Genomic DNA, 16,497 nt, shown 5'->3' with positions numbered 1-16,497 from the left:
ACACAGAAATCAGGACAGGCTCCTCGTCGTGTGGGTGAATCGCTTGTTATCGGTGATGATATAAACATCATCGTACTTGACGTGAAAGGCAATCAGGTGCGTATTGGCATTGAGGCGCCGGATGATGTTTCTATCCACCGTGAGGAAATTTATCTAAAAATAAAATCAGATGAAACTGGAAGTTGATATCGCGTCATTATTCTGGGACAGGCAGTGATATTAGCAGTCATTCATCACTTTAATTTAAAATTTACGACATAATTTTCTGCTTGAGGAGTTCGAGTACCCGTTCAAACTCGGTATCAGACAAATCTGGTGCTTCATGAGTATATGGATCAAGATATTGATTGATTTTAATAAGCCGATGCTTCTGACTTGATTTTATATATGGCGGGTAGTCATCGACAATAATGACTTTGCTGATGTCATCATCGACAAATCGTAAATCTTTATGCTCACCAACCCACTCAATGTAACGAATTGAGGAAAACCATTGCGGTGCAAAATTATCTTGCACTAACCTGGTAGCAACCTCTCTGAAACGAGTTTCATCTACAGTAGTGAAAATACATATATTTTCTCTGCCAAAGAGAGCTTCGCACTCCTCTATAAATCGCATTAGACCAGGTCGAGGGAATTGACTCACTGCGTTTGTGATGAGGACTCCCTCTAGATCTAATGCTAGTATCAAGTCAGCCATTAATTTTCACTATATTTTATGCAAATGTTCAACAAATATTATCTCTTGCAAGCCCCCATGTTTCGATGCTTAAGCATTGCCAAAGCCAGATTAATTTAGATCTTCCATAATTCATTATTTTCCCAGATAGATGCATGTACTTAATTCTCAGATACGATTTGAGTTTCGTTTATTTTCAGCTTTATCGGCCGATTCAAGTTTCATAAGCTTGAGCAATGCATAAAGTTGCTCCGTTTGAATTATGAATTCATTATTATCGACACTCATCAGTTGAGTAAGAATTTGCTCAGATCCGTCTAGTTTTCCTTCAAAAACTAAATCGAAGGCCTTCAGGAGTTGAGATCGACAAAATTGTATATGTCTCATCCTGTCTTCTAAACCGTCCATGATTTGAACCAACATCCGCTGCTGTTCAACAGGGGGGACAAATACTTTTAAATTACCCAGATCGGTTTTCGTAATATGCCTTTTCGTTTCGCCTCTGGCGTTTTGAACAAAATAATTCTGTGCATATTCTCCATTTAACCCCTTTGCCACAAAATGACTATCGATTTCTTTCTTGGGATGTATTACAAAAAACTGATGTGTGGCGACCGCTTTATCTTTTAATCCATCAATTGCTATTGCTTTATTTTGCTTACCCTTTGCTAAAAACAAAATGTCATTATTTTGAAGTAATTTATGTGTGCGTAATGGAATATTGGCTTTTTTGACATTTTCCCAATGGATCTTATCAACTTCATTGCCAACGTCCGCCATTGACACCACAGATATCCCATCCTTCTCAACTTTTACCCCCTCCTTAAACCCTCGTCCTGACGTGATTTCACCTAATTCTTCTAAATTTTTTTCATTCATAACGGTTTATCCATATCTAATTTAGTTTATGCTGGATTCTATATAGAGCTTACAGGGATTGACAAAATAGTCAATTCCAGTTAACATGATACGTCTCTAGTGGAGATATACATGGTGAAAAATGAATTAAAGCAGTTAATTGAAGAAGCATATGCACGCCGCCGAAAATTTGGCATTTATCAAGGGGTTCGTAAATTTACTCATGGTGAAATGTGTAAAAACGTGTGGTTCATGCACAGTATTAAAAATCAGGCCAACATTGCCTGTGAATCTGATTTAGAAAAACAACTTTGCATGAGCATGGAGTTTGAAAAAAACGTTCAAAGCTACAGACCACAACCTTTTAAGCTGAAATTCGACGACTTTTCATACACTCCTGATTTTATTGTCAAATGTGAATCGGGGCTTTATAAAATCAGAGAAGCAAAACGACAATCTGAAGCAGAATCATCAAAATATAAAGAAAAGTTTGAAGAGGTAACTCACTACTGTGCCCAACATGGGGTGGACTTTGAAATTTTTACAGAAAATGACATTCACAAAAGCGTTTTAAAAACTCAAAGTTTTCTCTATCACCTGATGCGGGGCAAAACCGTCAATCCAAAGACGATTCAGGCGTGTTATCAAGCGTTACAGAAACATAACATTAAAACGGCAAGGCTTTCAGAGGTCCGTCGTTTTGTAGAGTCGCTAGGTTTTGAGTCAGTTGTCATTATTCAACTTATTTCTCGGGGGTTACTGACCAGCAATTTAGCCCCACATTCCTTAAAAAATGCTTATGTAAGCTTGGTTGGAGGTGATGTATGAATTTTGCCTCAATCAGCAACCTGCCGGCAATAGGTCATGAATTCACTTTTCAAGGGGATAAATTTACCGTTGGTTATGTGTCCGGCAGATTGGTCAGATTTACTTCTGTCGCGGGTGGCCGCGAGCATAAAGTCAAATTCGAAGCTTTTTTGGAAATGATGGAATCAAAAGACTTTATTCATGAGAATAAAGATTATCAGGACTCTTATGTAGGTCTCAGCAAAAGAGATATTGCCAAGCGCAATAGTGTATTTAAGTTAATTCGTTTTGTAGAGAGCCATACTGACACGCCATGCTCACAAACCAAGATCAAACCACTGTTAGATAAATATGGTCAAAAATACAATGTAAAAGTCATGTCAGCTTCAAATTTTGCTCGTACCTATAAGCGTTATACCGAGGCTGGTTACAATGTGAATGCCCTTGCCCCAAACCACAAAGCCAAAGGCAATCGGAAGCATCAGTTCTCTAAACAACAAGAGAAAATCATTTCTAAAGTTTTAAAGGAAAACTATTTTAAGCGAAACGGAGAAACCCTAAAAGAAACATACCAGATTTTTCGCGACGAAATGATGGACTCGGAAGAATTTCAACATGCTCCCGCCAGTTTTAAAAGAGCCAGTTATGCCTCATTCAGACGAAGAGCTATGGCCTATGACATTTCATATCGGCTTATCTCACGTCATGGGCCAAAAAAGGCTAAAGGCATGCTTCGGGCCGCTGGAATTAAACATGAAACCGGTTTTCCGCTTGAATTTGTTGAAGCCGATGGCCATGTTGTTGATTGTATGATTGTTGATGAAGAGACAGGTGAAGTGCTGGGACGTCCGTTTTTAACCCTTTTTATTGACCGCGCCACCCGGACTGTACTCTCTTTTCATTTATCACTCAGGGCATTTTGTTTTGATACGCTGTTAGTAACTTTCAAAGACGCCCTCAGACAAGATAATGGTCTGCCTGGTGGGCGTATTAGCAGTGTGATTGTAGATAATGGCAGTGACTATAAAACTAAAGCGTTTCGTTCTGCCGTCCTGTCGGTTGGCTGTGATTTAAAGCCCTGTCGTATACAAGAGCCAAATTCTAAACCGTTTGTTGAGAGTGTGTTTCGTACATTTAACTTAAGATGTTTTCATACCCTCGATGGCACCACATTTTCAAATCCAGAACAGCGGGGTGATTATGACTCAGCGAATGAAGCCATTTACACTTTAGACGATCTGAATCAGATCTTTAGATCGGTTGTAGACGATTATCATCAAACTATTCACACACAATTAGAACAAGCCCCTCTGCTGGCCTGGCAAGACTGGATCGATGATATCAAAGGGTTTGTCAATGAAGTAACACCTCAAGAAATCAATACGCAGCTTCGAGATGTTAAACATCTTTCCATCAATAAAGGCACCGTGCGGTTTCACCATCTCACCTACAAATCTCATGATCTGAGTGGGATTGAACAGACTTTAAAGCTTCTCAAGCGAACAACTAATGTCCATGTGTATATCGATAACAGTAATCTCAGTCATGTTTATGTCGAAAATCCTCTGGATCCGAAGGCACCATTAATTAAAGCTGTTTCGACAGAGCCGGAACGTACCAAGGATCTCACGATGTACGATTATATGCGTGAGCGTGAAGCAATCAAACTGAAGAAAGAAGAGCAGGAACAAAGACTGAAGGAGCTGGGAGCTGAAGAAAAATCTCGTGCTAACAGAAAACTTCGTAAACGGATCAAAGACAATGCTTCACTACGTAAACAAAGGCACAGCGAAAACCTCAAAAAACGTAAATCGGCTGCCCAACAAACTATTGATGTAACGCCTGCTCCAGCACTTATCCCCACTGCTGCTAAAAAACCAAGCAACGATATTACTGGCAGCTTTGAAAATATGACATGGGGAGAAGGCGATGAATAATAGTGAAATTGATTTCAAGGTAAATCAAATCCGCGAACTGAATATAAAGCATTCTTCTTTGGCAGATGCACTGGAGACAATTAAAACTGCTTACACGTCAGTTAAAACGCAGCGGTCTATGAATATGGGGAAAATACCCATTACTTATAAGCCCATTTGCGGAGTGATCTCAGGTCCTACTGGCGTTGGTAAAACAACGTTATGTAACTTTGTTAAAACCAATTTACCTTCCAAAGTTGTAACCAAAAATAATCTTCATAAAAAAATTATTCCCTGCATCTATGTAAGTATCGCCAATATGTCGACACCAAAATCTGTCACTGGTCGCATATTAGAAGAATTTGATCAAGAAGTCCCAAATCGTGCTACTGAACATCAAATGCTAAGACAGTTAAAAGAGCTTTTTACAACGTGTGAAACCAACATAGTTCTTCTGGATGAAATTCACGACATTGTCACAGGGACAGGCCTTACTAAAGTGATGAAGTGGCTCAAAAGCTTGGTTAACGAGACCAAAGCAGCCATTTTTTTGGCCGGAACTGAAAATTCTGAAGCTATCGTAGATGCGGACCCAGAGCTCAAAACACGTTTTAAAATGCGAATGAGACTGCATTACATGCGATTTGATCTTGATAACCCGGATTCAGAATTTGAAATGTATATCCGAAAATTACTTTCAGATATTGAAGAAATTCTGGAATTTTCATCGGTCTTTACCCCAAGTCAATCCGAGCTCGCACGGCTTTATTTAACAACCGACGGTAATCTGGAAAATATCTCTACATTGATGATTGAAGCGTCTAGAAAAGCATTTAAAGCTGAGCAGACATCGCTTACGTTTGAAAATATCGGTGAGGGCTTTCATAAAACGGGACTGACTTTACCGGTTCGATATCAAAACTCAATAAGTCCTTTTGAGCTCAGCGATAAGGACGTTAAGAAATTTATTCGACATCTGGGGAGTAAATAAATGAAATTACTCGCCACCTGTATACCTTATCGTGATGAATCCGCCTATGGTCTTTTGCATCGAGCCGCAAAAGCTAACGGTTTTCTTAGCACTAAAGACTTTCTGCTTTCACAAACAACAAAAACGTCTTTATTCAGTGCTGTTTCGAGCCAAGACTGCCTGTTAAATAGTGCCGTTTATGGAAACATTGAGACTGATTTTGTTTATAGGCCAACTCGCCATGAGAAACCGACCATTCGTTTTCGTAAAGTTCATATCGATAGATCCCTTTTACGGATTGCTGAACGATATGTATGTTCTCAATGCGTGGAAGAAACCGGATATTCACCCTACCTTTGGGATTATGGTCTAGTCACGGCTTGTACCCAGCACAAAACAAGATTAGCTTCGCAATGTCTTCATTGCCAAAAGCCCTTTTCCTGGAATGAGACAACGCCATTAGGATGTGACTGCGATGGCGCTATGCGTCACATTAACCTCTCCGATGAGGAAATAGCCAGTCAGATCAAACTCACGGCGTGGCTTAAAAGTGGTGCTCAGCAAAAAATTACAGAAGTTGAATCAATATACTTCTGTCTTGAGCAAATTTACCGAGTGATCGGGAAAAAAGTCACTCACACGAAATTGGTCACACTGAGCATCAAAGCGTTAAGTGATGAAGACCCCTTTTTAGATGAGATTTTAAATCGTATAAATCAAAGTAAATTACCTAACCGGATAAAGCTCTTCCCTCTCTTGGCCTGTCTCAACCAAAAGACTAAGCAACTCGGTGAAAAATTATTGGGCCAGGCCCTTCCCATGCCTATTTTGAATTCACTTTCACTTCCACGGATTAATCTCTCTGCTACAGAGACAGCCGGCATACTCAATATATCAACGGGTCAGCTTTCACAGTTTTTTGAAAAGAATATTCTTGCTCATCACAGGACTTCGCCGACGGGTAAAAAAATGATTAAGCTTGCTGATGTCTACACGTTATTGCAGCAGCTATCGTTCATAAAAAAAGAGCCAAGCCACAAAAGTCTTTGTATCAATGAAGTGGTAAAAAATCCCAATTATCATCTGCCGCTGTCAAATCTTGTATCAGACCTACTCAATGGAAGAAATGTCATAACATCGTTTGATGTTGAACAAGGCTTAACAGGTCTGAGACTCAGCTCGGTAAAAATGTCCGCTGAACTTTCTCAATACACCGAAGATTTTATGTCCATTCAGGAAGCGGCTGACACGTTTAAACATTCAAAACATCATATTAGTAATCTTCTTGATACAGAATTTCTTCCCTCAACTAAAGCGATGGGAAACACTAATAAAATCCTTATTCGAAGACAGGATATGATTGATTTTGATAAAAAATATATTATTGGCCCCGAGCTTGCCAATAATGCGAGTTTAAGACCCACCGCTTTTTGCTTGAAAGTAATCGCATATGGAATAAAAGCATTAGCAGGGCCTTCTGTTGATGGGAGCAAAATTTACCTCTTTCGTAGAGAGGACATCCGTAAACTTGATTTAAACGCCGTCGAAAGAGCCACCGTTAGTCATTTACCCATGCGTACTGGCCGTCCTAAACTGACAGATAATCGCAATAGCGATGCCGTTACCCTCAATAAAATTAAAGCAGAGCTAAAAATCGATACTTACCTTTTGAGGAAATTACTCGGAAAACGCATCTTAAAAAAACATCAGGGGCTTGGCCATAAAGCTCTAGTCACAAAAGAGTCGTACGACAGGTTGAAGTATTTGCTCGACAAACGTTACTACATCAAACTCGAGGAAGTGCTGAAAAAACTCAATATAAAAAAAAATGTCTTTGTAATGAAATTTGTCCAAACCAAACTATGTAGCATCGAAGATATTTTTATTGCGAAGGTCATCAAAAAAAGTGAGTTTCAAGAGATTGAAAAAATTCACCAGGAATATATAACCAGTGCTGAAGCGAATGCGCTTTATTTTAACTCGGCGAGCAAAATGAATAATATGCAGAAACAGGGATTAATCGCTCCTGCCATGCAACTCAAAGGCTGGACAACAAGTATTAATTTTTGGGATAGAAATGACGTTATAAAGCTTTTGTAATGGTCAATTTCTCTTACATTTCCTAAGAATTTGAGTGTGAAATATTGACCATGAGCCAATTACCAATTTTTTTAGACTTTGAAGCATCCAGCTTGAGTTATAAGAGCCATCCCATTGAAGTCGCTTGGTCAGACACAACAGGTAAGATTGTGAGCTTTCTCATTAAGCCAGAGCCAAGCTGGACGGACTGGGACGAATACGCTGAAAAGTCTATTCATCTAATCAGCCGTGAAAAACTCATTAATGAAGGCTTTCCAGCCGGTATGGTAATTGAAAAAATGACTCAGGCTCTTAATGATTCAAAAGTTTATACATCAGACGCTTCATTTGATTCGATGTGGTGTCAAAAGCTATTCGATTGTGACCCCATTTCTAAGTCTTTACCTTTCCAGTTTGGAGACTTCCATAGCTTGCTCGAAAATCACTTTGGTGTTGAGGGTATGCCTAGCAAATCAACGATGTTGATTACTCAAAAACGTGTTAGAAAGGATATCGGCATGCGTCATCGTGCTGCGGCTGATGTGCAGTATTTACGAGATCTATATATTTCTTTAATTTCTGGTTATTAGTAACAAAGCTAACCTTACCAATAATTTTTAGATCTTACGTCACTGCAAATAATCAGACGTGTCAAGTTATATATTGATACTGATTAAAGCGGTCTATTTGTATGTTGGTTATGCTAGGACTTTGGTGATTCCGTAATTCCTATACGCTTCGCTAGCAACACACACGCTCAGTATTGATATTAAGCAAGTAGAAATCCGTTTTAAAATGAAGCTATTACACAATTATAGGTTATCTAATTTAGTACGGTTGCATCGCCATAGTAGTTAGAGTAGAGTCAAGTATCACCTCTGAATATTGTGTTTGCCTGAAGCTCTCAGCGCTTTCGTACGTGTTACGTCAGGCATTAATCTTGAAAGCTGTTACAAAACAGCCCATCTGTGAGGTAATCAATGGCAGATAAACACGGCACTATTCCACATAGCAATCTGCACGGCGACAAGGCACATCATAAAGTCAGCCAAAACTCTGCCAGCAGCGCTACAGATACTCAGCAAACAGCATCGTTAGACCCTCCCCACTCTGCAGCGAACATCCCGGATGGTCAATATTCTATACAGTTCACTATTAACAGAACCCCTTGTAACCTAAATGTGACACCTAACATGATATTGCTAGATGTCCTACGTCATCAGCTAGATCTGACCGGCACTAAAAAAGGCTGTGACCATGGTCAGTGCGGGGCATGCACCATCCACGTGAATGGCCAGCCGATTAATTCATGTCTGAGCCTGGCCATTGCCCATGATGGTGATGAAATCACCACCATTGAAGGGCTCGAGCAAAACGGAAAATTACATCCTCTACAACAAGCATTTCTCGAACACGACGCTTATCAATGTGGTTATTGCACATCGGGTCAAATGATGATGGCACTAAGCGTCATTAATGATGCTGATATTGCTGAAGATGATGCCGCAGTTAGGGAAGCAATGAGTGGCAATATCTGTCGTTGCGGTGCTTACAAAAATATCCTCAGCGCCATTCAGTCAGCCCGCAAAGAGATGAAACAGGCTTAGGAGAAATCCATGCGTCATTTTAGTTATAGCCGTGCAGAAAGTATCGATCAGGCAGTAGCAACTTTCTCTGAAAACCAACATGCCTCGTTTCTGGCTGGTGGCACGAATTTACTGGATATGGTCAAGCTTGACCTGATACGTCCTGAGCTCATCATCGACGTGAACCGTTTAAATCTAAACCAGATTGAAGTACTTGAAGACCAACGACTCAAAATTGGAGCGATGGTCACTAACTCAATTTTAGCCAATCATGCTTGTATCAAAGATAAATACACCGTGCTTTCCGAAGCACTGCTGTCTGGAGCTTCCACCCAATTACGGAATAAAGCAACCACCGGCGGCAATGTTATGCAGCGGGTACGGTGTCCTTATTTTCGTGATAATACCTCGATGTGCAACAAGCGTGATCCCGGTTCAGGTTGTTCAGCGATTGATGGCTTCAACCGTTCTGTTCACGCTGTGTTGGGCACAAGCGATCAGTGTATCGCCAGTCACCCTTCTGACATGTGTGTGGCGATGGCAGCCATTGGGGCGAGCGTCACGGTAACCGGACCTTCAGGTGATCGCGACATCAACTTTCTCGACTTTCATCTGCTGCCAGGTGAGACTCCCTGGAAAGAGTTTGCCCTTAAAGAGGATGAACTGATTACTCATATAACCCTCGATGCACCTATCGAAGGCGCTAGATCAACCTACCTGAAATTACGCGACCGTTCGTCATATCAATTTGCTTTGGCTTCCAGTGCCGCCATAGTAGCGCTCAACGGTAATACAATCCAAGAGGTTCGACTCGCCCTGGGAGGCGTTGGCACCAAGCCATGGCGGGCATGGGAAGCTGAAAAAATGCTGCAAGGTCAACCAGCTAATATTGAGAACTTTGAGAAAGCCGCGCGCATCGCGATGCAAGAGGCTAAAGCCTATAAACATAACGCTTTCAAAATTCCTTTAGCACAGCAAGCGATAGTTCGCACGTTGCTCAATCTCACCGCAAATTAATGCAGAGTTTAGAGGTATTCTCACCATGAGCGAAATGATAATCGGCGCAGCTAAGCCGCGTATTGATGGCCCTGCTAAGTTAACGGGTCAGGCTAGATACTCTTCGGACAATAATCTTACTGGCATGGCTCACGCCTATGGGGTGTTCAGTACTATTGCCCACGGAAAAATAATTAACATCGACACAAGCTTAGCCAAACAATCACTCGGTGTGATCGATATCTTTCATCACGACAACTTCCCGGATTTGTATCACACACCGAGCATGATGGAACAAGAGAACAAAGTCGAAGAAATACGCCTGCCTTTTGAGGATAATCATATTTACTATGCCGGCCAATTTGTGGCGTTGGTAGTAGCAGACACCTTTGAAAATGCGCGTGCTGCCGCTTATAAGGTCAGGGTCGATTATCAAGCTTATTCGGCCATCGCCAATTTGGAACAAGGGCTTGAACACGGTGATTTGCAAATGCAGGAAAAAACGCAGCATAGCCGTGGCAATCCTGAGCAAGCCTATCAGACAGCCAAACACACTATTGATGCTACCTATAGAACACCGGTTGAAACACATAATCCGATGGAGATGCACGCGACCGTGGCGGCTTGGCAGGGTGATCACCTCACCATGTATGACACGACACAAGGCGTGGTGAATGCACGTAATGTCTACGCCAAAGTCTTTGGACTCTCCCCCGATCAAGTCACAGTACTGACACCATTTCTTGGCTCTGGATTTGGCGGCAAACTGTGGCCCTGGCCTAATGCCATTGCTGCAGCCGGGGCAGCCAGAGCGGTTGGTCAATCCGTAAAACTTGTGGTACCACGACAGGAGATGTTTACAACAACGGGGCATCGGCCTGAAACCCGGCAACGGCTTCGCCTAGCCACCAATGAGGATGGAAAACTTGTGTCGGTACGTCATGATTCTATATCCACCACATCGGTCATCAATAAGACGGGAAGTTACGTTGAATTGTGTGGTGGTATGACCAAAGCCCTGTACTCCTGTCAAAACCTAAGCGTTACCCATGGTATTACCTATGTCAATCGCGGCACGCCTACTTCTATGAGAGCACCTGGCGCCGCGTCCGGTTTATTTGCACTTGAATCCGCGATGGATGAGATGGCAAATACACTTGGCATGGATCCACTTGAATTCCGACTTCTTAATTATGCAAATCAGGATGAAAGTCAGGATCTGCCCTGGTCGAGCAACCACATTCGCGACGCGTACGCTCAGGCCGCCGAACAGTTTGGCTGGGCTAAACGTAATGCGAAGGTAGGTTCGATGCATGATGGAAATGAAATTATTGGCTGGGGCATGGACAGTTGTAATTGGGAGGCAATCCAATATGGATGTGATGCCCGTGTCGCCTTTCGTGAGGATGGCACCGTCTTCGCCTCCTGTGGGACTCAAGATATCGGCACCGGCACTTATACTATTGTTGCTCAAGTGCTGAGTGATTTAACGGGCTTACCGTTAGACAAGATTGAAGTCCAGTTGGGCGACTCCTCCTACCCATCGGGACCCATCTCAGGTGGATCCTGGGCCACGGCCACCACTCTGCCTGCGATTGCTAAGGCTGGACGCAAAGCAATTGAAACACTTAAAAAATACGCCATTTTGTCAGGTGGCAGTTTTCCGAAGGCCAAGACTGAGGATCTTATTTACGAACACGGACAACTTAGTGATAAAAAGGGCAAAACTGTTCACTTCATGGAAGTACTTAAAGCCCGTCGGCTCGCCAGTGCTGAAGGTGAAGCCCATACCAATGGAGCGCACACAGATAAATTTTCCTTTCGGTCTTTCGGTGCGCATTTTGTTGAAGTCCGTTGGGATCCGGGCATCTCACGTCTGCGTGTCAGCCGGGTAGTCAGTGCTATTGATGCCGGCCGGGCGATGAATAAATTGACCTCACGCAATCAAATCGAAGGTTCAATCGTCATGGGAATCGGTATGGCACTTTTTGAGCAGACCGAATATGACCCTCGGGATGGTCGTCCGGTAAATAATAATTTCGCCGAATATCTGGTGCCCGTTCATGCTGACCAACCGGAGATCGACGTTATTTTACTCGATTATCCAGACTACAATTTCAACGAGTTTGGTGCTCGTGGATTGGGTGAGATTGGCATTACTGGAATAGCGGCTGCGATAGCCAATGCTGTCTTTCATGCAACCGGCAAACGCATTCGAGAATTGCCCATTACTCTCGATAAGCTTATGGATATCGTGGCTTAATTAGATTTTAAATCTGCGATATCTCATGGATCCCTTAGATTGTGATTTTGAGGCATAACGCCCGTATTTACGGCGGGTTTGGAGCGCAGCGGAAATCAGTCCGACAACATGCGATTGTTAGCCATTTGGGGACAGAATTTTGACAATCTCATCATATCCAAGGCAACTACTCTTCATATGTATATGAACTGCCTTATGGCAGTTAGGGCAAAGGAGTGCTAAATCTTGTGGTTTGATGACGTATTTCGCTGAGTAAGTAGAAATTGGAGTCTTGTGGTGTGCCTCAATATACTTAACTCCATATTTATCATAAAAATTCATTGAACATATTTCGCAAATCCATGAACTAGCGTTTTTTGCCACAGCAACTACTGTCTTGCTTCTTTCTGCCATCAAGTGGGTTACGTAACGCCTCTCGCCCTCTTGATATAACACTTCGTTCTGATCATGGGTACCTTCCTCAAGCGGTTGGTCTTTTCGAATAAGAACAACGTATTTCTCTTCAATCTCTGAAACAGAGAAATCACCTTCGTAATGCCACCCATCCTTTGACTCCGTGAACAGAAGAATAGGATAAAGATGCTGAGGTTGCTTGATTAAAACATCGTTGGCCTTTTCCTGAAAATTCACCATCCCATTCCTTGCTTTAAATGAATAGTGAAATGCCGATTTTTCATCGTTAGACCAGCCATCCTCTTCATATGATCCAGGACGGGTTTTTATAATTACGGCTTTTACGGAAGGCAAACTCCCAATCCAGTTTATACCTTGTTGAGGTGTGTTGCCGATTACCAACTCAGGGCCCGACCAATATGGCGAGGACTCAACCTTGGAGTACTGGATTAAGTCAAATAGATTTCTCTTTGAAACTGTGGCTCCATATACAAGAGAAAATAAATCCTGTGGTTTACTTAATTCCATGTGCACACTCTAAGAATTGTAAGGGCTAACGTCTAACTTAGAGCGCCAGCGAAAATTTTGTCCTTGCGTGCTTGCGCTTGTTAGCCATTTTACATTTCGTAAATAAGGCTATGAACAAAGCTATCGAAAATTCTCAGGGATTCAATGACAACCGTTTCATTAAAGAAAATCTGGCATCCTCTTGATTCATGACCTCTTGGCGTAACTCAACACCTTCAATTTTCTCTAGCTTTCAATATGTGGACCTCGGTGAATCAGGTTCATAATCAATAAAACCATCCCTGTGTGCCACCGAATTACTTAGTACACCAAGCAGCTTAATATGCAGCCACTCTCGGGTGTTAAAAGTTTTTGCTAAACAAGCAATGTTAACAAGATAGTTTCTTGCTCTTTCTATCCCCTGACCATGAAAATCCTTCAAAGTAAGTTTTATCTTATCCGAATCATGTAACTCAGCGCAGAATTCGTTCAGGACTTTCTCAAAGTACCCATAAACCACAATCAATTGCGAATACCATTGAAGCATTGGAAGTGGCTCTGCCGTTTCAATCCAGAGATTATTTACATTGCTGAAAAAAGCAGCCTGCTCAAATTTATTTAAACCGCTTAACTCTCTATCCATCTCGTCTTCAAGCTGTCGAAGCTCTTCAGTAAGCTCGTTTTTAGATACCTCACAATGACGATAATATGTCGGAAGTTCCCATAATGACTTATAAAGAACATGACTTTGTCTGGGCAAAATTCCGTATCTCCATTCTGATGGCTAACACCGCAAACAGCGGCCGAACGATAGTGAGGTCCAGCACAAGCGTTTTTTGCTAGTGTTACGCTGCTTTGCCTTGTTATGCATTTGCTACACAACTATTAAATATCTGACCCTGTCTAGCAGCTGCAGGTCCTAAACTAGGATGTTCTGCTATTAGCTGATCTACGAGTTCTGAAGGCTCTGCAAATGGACTAAAGCCTATACCTTCCCACTCCGTCATGCTTGTTGGGGCCAGATTTTGAACCTCAGATTCCAGAGATGTCAGGTAGCTAAAATAGTTTTGGCTTCCATTATTTGGAATTTCCATAAACGTAATGCCACAGTATTTTCTGATGAAAAGTGTTCGGAGTTTCTTGGCGAGCTTTGCGTCATCTGAGTTTTGAGCACGTAGTGCAGACTCAGGATCTAATTTTTTGCAGTATCGCCACATTCTCCCTGTGCAATAAGCCTGTGAGAATTTGTGGCTACGACCTTCACTGCCAGTGACGTGTTTGTTTTCAACCCTAACTCGGAAACCTTCTGTGGCTTTCGGGGTGCAACCAATATAACGAATTTTACCTTCATGATCCCACAGTGCGTAGATACCAAATGAGTCAGGCAGTCCGATTAGAGGCTTTGGGTCGGCGGAAGTTAGTTTTCTAAATATATCTATGCTATCCATGCTAACTCTTTATACATAACGCCCGCAGCACGGGCAACGTTGAAGCGCAGCGAAAACTTTGTCCCTGCGCCTGCGATTGTTAGGCTATTTTACAAGCAGGCATTGTTTTACTTTATTTTCGGAACTTGTCTTAGCTCGCATTTCGTCCGGTGAAAAGTCATGCCAGTAAAGTTTACCTGCGGACGGGTCGAAAACCCATGGATGATCCAAGACTTCAAACTTGCCCAGCTCTCGACCGCGAAGGTAAATTTTTTGTTCCTCAAATGGCAGTTCAGGGGGCCAATAAACACCAAAGTGCCTTTGATTCATACTCTGATAAAGCTTTGTTAACTGTGGTGCCCCACCAATTTCCCTAAATTTTTTTGATGAAAGGACATCGAAGAAAGCTTCAGAAGGAGCCATATCGAGCTTGAATTCACTTCCTGTGTGTTTTTTTTCGCTTTCAAATATGCGACGAGTTACTTCGCTAACCGGGCCTTTATCACCTATTACTGCCAATAACTCACCATTGACCTTTTTTGCAGATCTTATTTCGAACCTTTTACGCATCGCATGGAAAACAATCCTGTTTATAATAAAGTTTTGTTTGCGAGCAGAGTAACCAGCAAAGATAAACACGCAATCAGGTACTTCCAACGAGGGGTCTGCGGCATCAGAAACAAAGCTAAGTGAGTCGTTTAACATACGTATTATTTTGTCCCGAGCATCAATAAAATCTATTACTCGCTCTCGCAAATTAACAAAAGACTCAACATAAGAAATAACTTGTGCAATTAAAGGATAACTCCATGCAGTATCACCAGCAAAAGCCATTACTGCATCAGTTCGACCTATTCCGAATACCTTAGGCCCATAGTCCCAGCACTTACCACCACTAAGTCTGCTATCTGACATTACCCATAATTCACGACCTGAATTTGTTTTTCTCGTCCAAGAGACCACAACCGTCATAAAATTCCTTACTTAAAAACCACACCGTCGAATGTCAGTATCCTAATCGCTGCCAACAGTGGCCGAGCGTAGCAAGGTCCAGCCCCGCAGGGGCTATGCTGTTTGGCATTGTTATACGCATTTTTATTAGCAAATATTAATTGTGTAAAGATTTTGCGCTCTATGAGCCGTTCGGATAGGAACCCCTGGGTAACTTTTATCGAGCACAGAGAGTAACTTTTCTCGAAAATCGTCGCTCATTCGCTCTCCCAAAATAATTTCCTTTATAGCATCGGTGGAAAATGACCGCATTATCGGTTCTTTATCACAACACCGCGTGGGCACCAGTAATCGTCTCTCGTGCTCATAGCTCCATTCAGAAGGTTTAACTGCAAAGACGTACTGCCAAATCTCTCGCATTTTTGCGACCGCTGCTGCGCCAGCCTTTTCGTAAGTAGTAATCCACCCTTTTTCATTCGTCTTACCTAAATACTTAATGCGGGTTTCGGTTTCCTCAATAGCTACCTGATGATACCACTCTTGATCGTGCGCAATAGCATACACAAAGCTATCCAGGGTAGGAGGCACGTTAATGTATTCCACATCGAGTAGATACGCTTGTGGCTCTGACTTTACTACAGCATCCTCGTCGAAAACGATGCAAAATCCGCGAAGACCATCCGCGTAATGTGACCACATAAGAAGATTTTCACGTTGAGATCCAAAACACGCGATACGGACCTCATCTCTCATTTCTTTGAACGGTGGTTGGTAGTTCTGACATTCATCAAAATATGCAATCAGGTCCTCATCATCAGGGGAGGTTCCCGACATACCCCACGCTGCTAATGCGGCAGCAAATCTCTCAGGTTCCTTTCCGGCATCAGGAATTCCATCATAGATATTGCTCCAGAATTCAAAAGGATCATTGTAAGCAGAGTAGTGCTGACAGAAAATCGCGCCATTCTCAAGGTTTGAGATGGAGTAATCAGAGGGCCAGCAGAATTTTAATAACTCTTTTTTTGGAAAATCCATTCTAATTCCGAGCTCAGAAAGTTACTATAT

At 42.2% G+C, this 16,497-nt stretch carries 16 protein-coding genes; 9 read left to right on the top strand and 7 right to left on the bottom strand.

The features are described 5' to 3' along the window. Window positions 1-30: 30 nt before the first annotated feature. On the top strand, window positions 31-186 hold the full coding sequence (gene csrA / locus B3S93_RS13530) for a carbon storage regulator CsrA (RefSeq protein WP_292749073.1): 156 nt from the start codon (window positions 31-33) through the stop codon (window positions 184-186). A 64-nt stretch (window positions 187-250) separates the two neighbouring features. Here csrA and B3S93_RS13525 read toward each other — a convergent pair whose 3' ends face one another. Then, window positions 251-700: an NIF family HAD-type phosphatase gene (locus B3S93_RS13525; protein ID WP_292398708.1), complete on the bottom strand. Its 450-nt coding sequence runs from the start codon at window positions 698-700 to the stop codon at window positions 251-253. 147 nt (window positions 701-847) lie between these two features. Continuing rightward, on the bottom strand, window positions 848-1,558 hold the full coding sequence (locus tag B3S93_RS13520; protein ID WP_292398706.1) for a restriction endonuclease subunit S: 711 nt from the start codon (window positions 1,556-1,558) through the stop codon (window positions 848-850). A 111-nt stretch (window positions 1,559-1,669) separates the two neighbouring features. Between B3S93_RS13520 and B3S93_RS13515 the strand changes: the two genes are divergently transcribed. The 8 genes from B3S93_RS13515 to B3S93_RS13480 all read left to right on the top strand — a co-directional run bounded on the left by B3S93_RS13515 (window position 1,670) and on the right by B3S93_RS13480 (window position 12,154). Continuing rightward, window positions 1,670-2,365, top strand: a complete 696-nt coding sequence (locus B3S93_RS13515; RefSeq protein WP_292398704.1) for a TnsA endonuclease N-terminal domain-containing protein — start codon at window positions 1,670-1,672, stop codon at window positions 2,363-2,365. Then, window positions 2,362-4,281, top strand: coding sequence for an integrase catalytic domain-containing protein (locus B3S93_RS13510; protein ID WP_292398701.1), 1,920 nt, complete (start codon window positions 2,362-2,364; stop codon window positions 4,279-4,281). Before B3S93_RS13515 ends, B3S93_RS13510 begins: the two co-directional genes overlap by 4 nt. Further along, complete coding sequence (locus tag B3S93_RS13505) at window positions 4,274-5,251, top strand: TniB family NTP-binding protein (protein ID WP_292398698.1); 978 nt, start codon at window positions 4,274-4,276, stop codon at window positions 5,249-5,251. Before B3S93_RS13510 ends, B3S93_RS13505 begins: the two co-directional genes overlap by 8 nt. After that, window positions 5,252-7,330: a TniQ family protein gene (locus B3S93_RS13500; protein WP_292398695.1), complete on the top strand. Its 2,079-nt coding sequence runs from the start codon at window positions 5,252-5,254 to the stop codon at window positions 7,328-7,330. Window positions 7,331-7,380: 50 nt separating this feature from the next. Next, on the top strand, window positions 7,381-7,899 hold the full coding sequence (locus B3S93_RS13495) for a hypothetical protein (RefSeq protein WP_292398692.1): 519 nt from the start codon (window positions 7,381-7,383) through the stop codon (window positions 7,897-7,899). Between the two features lie 390 nt (window positions 7,900-8,289). Next, complete coding sequence (locus B3S93_RS13490; protein ID WP_292398689.1) at window positions 8,290-8,916, top strand: (2Fe-2S)-binding protein; 627 nt, start codon at window positions 8,290-8,292, stop codon at window positions 8,914-8,916. A gap of 9 nt (window positions 8,917-8,925) precedes the next feature. Next, window positions 8,926-9,912, top strand: a complete 987-nt coding sequence (locus tag B3S93_RS13485) for an FAD binding domain-containing protein (RefSeq protein ID WP_292398687.1) — start codon at window positions 8,926-8,928, stop codon at window positions 9,910-9,912. Window positions 9,913-9,937: 25 nt separating this feature from the next. After that, on the top strand, window positions 9,938-12,154 hold the full coding sequence (locus B3S93_RS13480; RefSeq protein ID WP_292398684.1) for a xanthine dehydrogenase family protein molybdopterin-binding subunit: 2,217 nt from the start codon (window positions 9,938-9,940) through the stop codon (window positions 12,152-12,154). Window positions 12,155-12,271: 117 nt separating this feature from the next. On the opposite strand, the gene B3S93_RS13475 is transcribed toward B3S93_RS13480, so the two are convergent. From B3S93_RS13475 to B3S93_RS13455, 5 genes are all read right to left on the bottom strand, one after another. Beyond that, a complete protein-coding gene (locus B3S93_RS13475; protein WP_292398681.1) occupies window positions 12,272-13,075 on the bottom strand; it encodes an HNH endonuclease in 804 nt (267 codons plus the stop codon). 232 nt (window positions 13,076-13,307) lie between these two features. Continuing rightward, entirely contained in the window at window positions 13,308-13,814 is a 507-nt protein-coding gene (locus tag B3S93_RS13470) for a hypothetical protein (protein ID WP_292398678.1), read from the bottom strand. A 103-nt stretch (window positions 13,815-13,917) separates the two neighbouring features. Next, entirely contained in the window at window positions 13,918-14,502 is a 585-nt protein-coding gene (locus B3S93_RS13465; protein ID WP_292398675.1) for a hypothetical protein, read from the bottom strand. A gap of 84 nt (window positions 14,503-14,586) precedes the next feature. Then, on the bottom strand, window positions 14,587-15,453 hold the full coding sequence (locus tag B3S93_RS13460; protein WP_292398672.1) for a hypothetical protein: 867 nt from the start codon (window positions 15,451-15,453) through the stop codon (window positions 14,587-14,589). Window positions 15,454-15,579: 126 nt separating this feature from the next. Then, window positions 15,580-16,467 (bottom strand): DUF2971 domain-containing protein, encoded by an 888-nt coding sequence (locus B3S93_RS13455; protein WP_292398670.1) that lies wholly within the window; start codon window positions 16,465-16,467, stop codon window positions 15,580-15,582. Window positions 16,468-16,497 lie beyond the last annotated feature (30 nt).

This window comes from Methylophaga sp. UBA3613, assembly GCF_002375415.1.
Classification (GTDB): Bacteria; Pseudomonadota; Gammaproteobacteria; order Nitrosococcales; family Methylophagaceae; genus Methylophaga.
Note: the sequence above shows the minus strand (reverse complement) of the source record. Positions and strands in the feature narration are given on the sequence as shown.

What these genes read in the sequence shown, in the direction of transcription:
- B3S93_RS13525 (WP_292398708.1), bottom strand. Translation starts at nt 700, where the DNA reads ATGGCTGACTTGATACTAGCATTAGATCTAGAGGGAGTCCTCATCACA.
- B3S93_RS13520 (WP_292398706.1), bottom strand. Translation starts at nt 1,558, where the DNA reads ATGAATGAAAAAAATTTAGAAGAATTAGGTGAAATCACGTCAGGACGA.
- B3S93_RS13515 (WP_292398704.1), top strand. Translation starts at nt 1,670, where the DNA reads ATGGTGAAAAATGAATTAAAGCAGTTAATTGAAGAAGCATATGCACGC.
- B3S93_RS13510 (WP_292398701.1), top strand. Translation starts at nt 2,362, where the DNA reads ATGAATTTTGCCTCAATCAGCAACCTGCCGGCAATAGGTCATGAATTC.
- B3S93_RS13505 (WP_292398698.1), top strand. Translation starts at nt 4,274, where the DNA reads ATGAATAATAGTGAAATTGATTTCAAGGTAAATCAAATCCGCGAACTG.
- B3S93_RS13500 (WP_292398695.1), top strand. Translation starts at nt 5,252, where the DNA reads ATGAAATTACTCGCCACCTGTATACCTTATCGTGATGAATCCGCCTAT.
- B3S93_RS13495 (WP_292398692.1), top strand. Translation starts at nt 7,381, where the DNA reads ATGAGCCAATTACCAATTTTTTTAGACTTTGAAGCATCCAGCTTGAGT.
- B3S93_RS13490 (WP_292398689.1), top strand. Translation starts at nt 8,290, where the DNA reads ATGGCAGATAAACACGGCACTATTCCACATAGCAATCTGCACGGCGAC.
- B3S93_RS13485 (WP_292398687.1), top strand. Translation starts at nt 8,926, where the DNA reads ATGCGTCATTTTAGTTATAGCCGTGCAGAAAGTATCGATCAGGCAGTA.
- B3S93_RS13480 (WP_292398684.1), top strand. Translation starts at nt 9,938, where the DNA reads ATGAGCGAAATGATAATCGGCGCAGCTAAGCCGCGTATTGATGGCCCT.
- B3S93_RS13475 (WP_292398681.1), bottom strand. Translation starts at nt 13,075, where the DNA reads ATGGAATTAAGTAAACCACAGGATTTATTTTCTCTTGTATATGGAGCC.
- B3S93_RS13465 (WP_292398675.1), bottom strand. Translation starts at nt 14,502, where the DNA reads ATGGATAGCATAGATATATTTAGAAAACTAACTTCCGCCGACCCAAAG.
- B3S93_RS13460 (WP_292398672.1), bottom strand. Translation starts at nt 15,453, where the DNA reads ATGACGGTTGTGGTCTCTTGGACGAGAAAAACAAATTCAGGTCGTGAA.
- B3S93_RS13455 (WP_292398670.1), bottom strand. Translation starts at nt 16,467, where the DNA reads ATGGATTTTCCAAAAAAAGAGTTATTAAAATTCTGCTGGCCCTCTGAT.